Raw genomic sequence first — 3,034 nt, 5'->3', positions numbered from 1 at the left:
TTGCTGAAGCGGCGGCTGGTCACCTTCGGCTACTGCCTGCGCACGACTGACCCGCGGGAGCAGCTATTCGCCGTGCTGCGCCGCTACCAGGTGTTCGAGCAGGTCGAACCGTGGCGGCGCTGCTTACGCTGCAATGGGTTGTTACACCCTGTGGAGAAAGCAGCCATCTTCGACCATCTGGAGCCGAAGACGAAGCTATACTACGACGACTTCCAACAGTGTGAGTCGTGCGGACAGGTGTATTGGCGGGGGTCGCATTTTGGAGAATTGGCCGGGTTGGTGAAGGAGGTGGAAAGCATGTCATCATCTATCAGGGAGGATCAGCCATGACCAGTTGGACGGAATTTGCGCAACAGGCCCCGGAGTTGGCAGCCTTCGGCCGGGCCCGTTTTCAAAGCGGCGTCGCCTATCTGGGGACGATCCGCGCCGACGGCAGCCCGCGCGTGCACCCGGTGACGCCCATCATCGGCGAGCAGTTATTCCTGTTTATGGAACCCACCTCGCCCAAAGGCGCGGACTTGCGGCGCGATGGCCGCTATGCATTGCACTGCTCGGTTGAAGATTCGAGCGGCGGCGGGGGTGAGTTTTACGTCAGGGGGCGGGCGACGCTAAACGAGGATCCTGCAGTCAGGGAACAAGCAGTCCGGGCATCATCCTATGTCCCCCAGGAGCGCTATATTCTGTTTGTCCTGACGATTGAGTTCGCTTTTATGAATCGCTATGACGACGCACCACCAAATACGCTACGCTGGCGGGCGGCGGAATAATCTATGCGAGTAATTCGCTGAATTGAGCCGGGGTTAGAATCTCCAACCCGGCCACCTGCCCTCGGAGCGCCAGTAAATCTCTGTCGCCCGTCACCAGATAGTCGACCGCGCCCACCAGCGCGTAGGCCAAGAGATAGTCGTCCTTAATATCGCGCGTGATACTTGGAATCGGTTCCTCAATCTTTCTGATTCTTTCCCCATAAGTTGTCAAGACAGATAAGAAGGATTCCAGTTCCTTCGGCGAAATTCGACTTGCCAATCTACGCTTGCCCCGCACCGCAGTTACGAGTTCCTGAAGCAGAGGATCCGGTAATAGCAATGAAAAGCGACGCTCTTGAAAGGCATGAATAATGACCCTTATCGCTCCTTCCTTTTCTGACAGAAGCAGATAGCTGATAAGGACATTTGTATCGATCAAGACGCGCATTGTTAAGATTGGAAGATGACCTTCCCCTCATCAACCATGCGCTGTATGGTCTCGCGAGTGATCTCGTCAGCTAACTGCTCCGCCTCCTCAGTAGTTAGGTCGGCGTTACGAGCGCGGACTCTCTCGGCCAGTTCCTCCAATTGCCGGAACGCTTCCCTTCTTCGCGCCTGCTCTCGGAACGTCAGAAACTCTTCATACTCTCCATATGGCAAAATAACTGCCTTAGGCTCGCCGTGGCTTTCGACGACGACTTCATCGCGGTTATCAACTGCCCATTGGAGCATGGAACTTAGTTTGTTTTTTGCTTCGCTAACGGTTACGGTTTTGGGCATAGCTAATATCCTATTGTTACTGTTGATCTGGTCTGAAATATAGCCATTATAATAGCTTGAAGGTTAGCTTGTCAAGGATAGACCATGACTCACTACCCGCGCCTTCTTCGGCAACGCCATCGGCAACCTCGTCCGCCGCACCCCATCGAACTGGTACAGTGCGTTGGCCACGGCCGCCGCCGTCGGCACGAGACCGATCTCGCCCACGCCCTTCGCCCCATAGGGGCCGTACGGGTCGGGCACTTCGACGCCGATGATCTCCATTTCCGGCATCTCCTTGGCCCGCAGAATGCCCATCTGGCGCAGCCGCGTGCTCTTCGGCCGGCCGCCCTCCATGACCAGTTCCTCGCTGATGGCGTAGCCCAACCCCATGTGCAGCGACCCCTCCAACTGCCCCTCGAATAGCGTCGGGTTGTAGATCTTGCCGGCATCGTGGGCGGCGGTGATCTTGGCGATCTGCCCGTCGTCGTCCAGCGTCACCAGTTGCGTGGCGTAGCTGTAGGAGTAGTGGGTGACGATCTTGTCCGTTGCCTTGCCCGGCTTGGTTGTCCAGTCCACGATCCACGCCCCCTCGTACACGCGCCCCACCAGGTCGGCCAGCGTGTGCGTCTGCAACTCCTCGCGCAATTTGGTGGCGGCGTTAATGATGGCGTTGCCCACCAGCGACGTGGCCCGCGAGGCGGTGGTCATGCCCGCCTCCTGCCGCGAGGCGGTGTCCACGCGCACCTGGACGAGGCGCGGATCGATGCCCGTCTCGTGGCAGAGCGTCTGCACGGCAATGGTGTGCACGCCCTGGCCCATCTCCGTCCAGCCGTGGTCAATGGTGACACGGTCGGCGGCCTCGATGGTGATGCGCGCCTGTGAAGCGTCGGCCATGCCGTTGCCGACGCCCGTGTTCTTGATGCCGCAGGCCAGCCCGGCGTACTTGGCGGCGTAGAATTGGTCGCGCACGGCCAGTAGCGTCTCGCGCACTCCCGCGCCGCCCTCGATGATCTGGCCGGTGGAGGTCATATCGCCGTTCTGCAGGGCGTTGTTATAGCGGAACTGCCAGCGGTCGAAGCCGCCCAGCTCGCACAACTGATCGATGCAACTCTCCAGGCCGAATATCGCCTGGTTAACGCCGAAGCCGCGCATGGCCCCGCAGGGGATGTTGTTGGTGTAAACGGCGTAGGCCTGGATGTCGGCCGCGGGCACGTGGTAGGCTCCAGTGGCGTGGCCGGCCGAGCGCTCCAGCACCTTCATGCCCACCGAGGCGTAGGCCCCGGTGTCGCCGATGAAATTCACCTTGACGTAGGTCAGCTTGCCGTCCTGGTCGCAGCCGACGGTGTAGTCCATCCAGATGGGGTGGCGTTTCGGGTGCATGATGATGGACTCGTCGCGCGTCAGCCCCACCTTGACCGGCCGGCCGAGCGCATAAGCCATCAGCGCCGCGTGCCCCTGCACCGACAGGTCTTCCTTGCCGCCGAAGCCGCCGCCGTTGGGAACCAGCGTAATACGCACCTCTTCCA

5 protein-coding genes are annotated in these 3,034 nt (G+C 60.0%); 2 read left to right on the top strand and 3 right to left on the bottom strand.

The window, feature by feature from the left end; translation table 11 throughout:
- A partial coding sequence (locus ACE3UY_RS22735; protein ID WP_374689752.1) for a Mut7-C RNAse domain-containing protein occupies positions 1 to 330 on the top strand: 330 nt, incomplete at its 5' end.
- Positions 327 to 767: a pyridoxamine 5'-phosphate oxidase family protein gene (locus ACE3UY_RS22730; RefSeq protein ID WP_374689751.1), complete on the top strand. Its 441-nt coding sequence runs from the start codon at positions 327 to 329 to the stop codon at positions 765 to 767. The genes ACE3UY_RS22735 and ACE3UY_RS22730, both read left to right, overlap by 4 nt.
- Before the next feature lies 1 nt (position 768).
- Here ACE3UY_RS22730 and ACE3UY_RS22725 read toward each other — a convergent pair whose 3' ends face one another.
- The 3 genes from ACE3UY_RS22725 to ACE3UY_RS22715 form a co-directional block, all read right to left on the bottom strand.
- Positions 769 to 1,194 carry a putative toxin-antitoxin system toxin component, PIN family gene (locus tag ACE3UY_RS22725; protein WP_374689750.1) on the bottom strand — a complete coding sequence of 142 codons (426 nt, stop codon included), beginning with the start codon at positions 1,192 to 1,194 and terminating at the stop codon, positions 769 to 771.
- Between the two features lie 2 nt (positions 1,195 to 1,196).
- Complete coding sequence (locus ACE3UY_RS22720; RefSeq protein ID WP_374689749.1) at positions 1,197 to 1,526, bottom strand: type II toxin-antitoxin system Phd/YefM family antitoxin; 330 nt, start codon at positions 1,524 to 1,526, stop codon at positions 1,197 to 1,199.
- Between the two features lie 63 nt (positions 1,527 to 1,589).
- Positions 1,590 to 3,034, bottom strand: a 1,445-nt coding sequence (locus ACE3UY_RS22715; protein ID WP_374689748.1) for a xanthine dehydrogenase family protein molybdopterin-binding subunit, incomplete at its 5' end; no start/stop codon positions are given.

It is taken from the genome of Promineifilum sp. (SeqCode) (genome assembly GCF_041918635.1).
Lineage (GTDB): Bacteria > Chloroflexota > Anaerolineae > Promineifilales > Promineifilaceae > Promineifilum.
The sequence above is the reverse complement of the archived record's forward strand: the minus strand, read 5'-3'. Positions and strand labels throughout refer to the sequence as shown.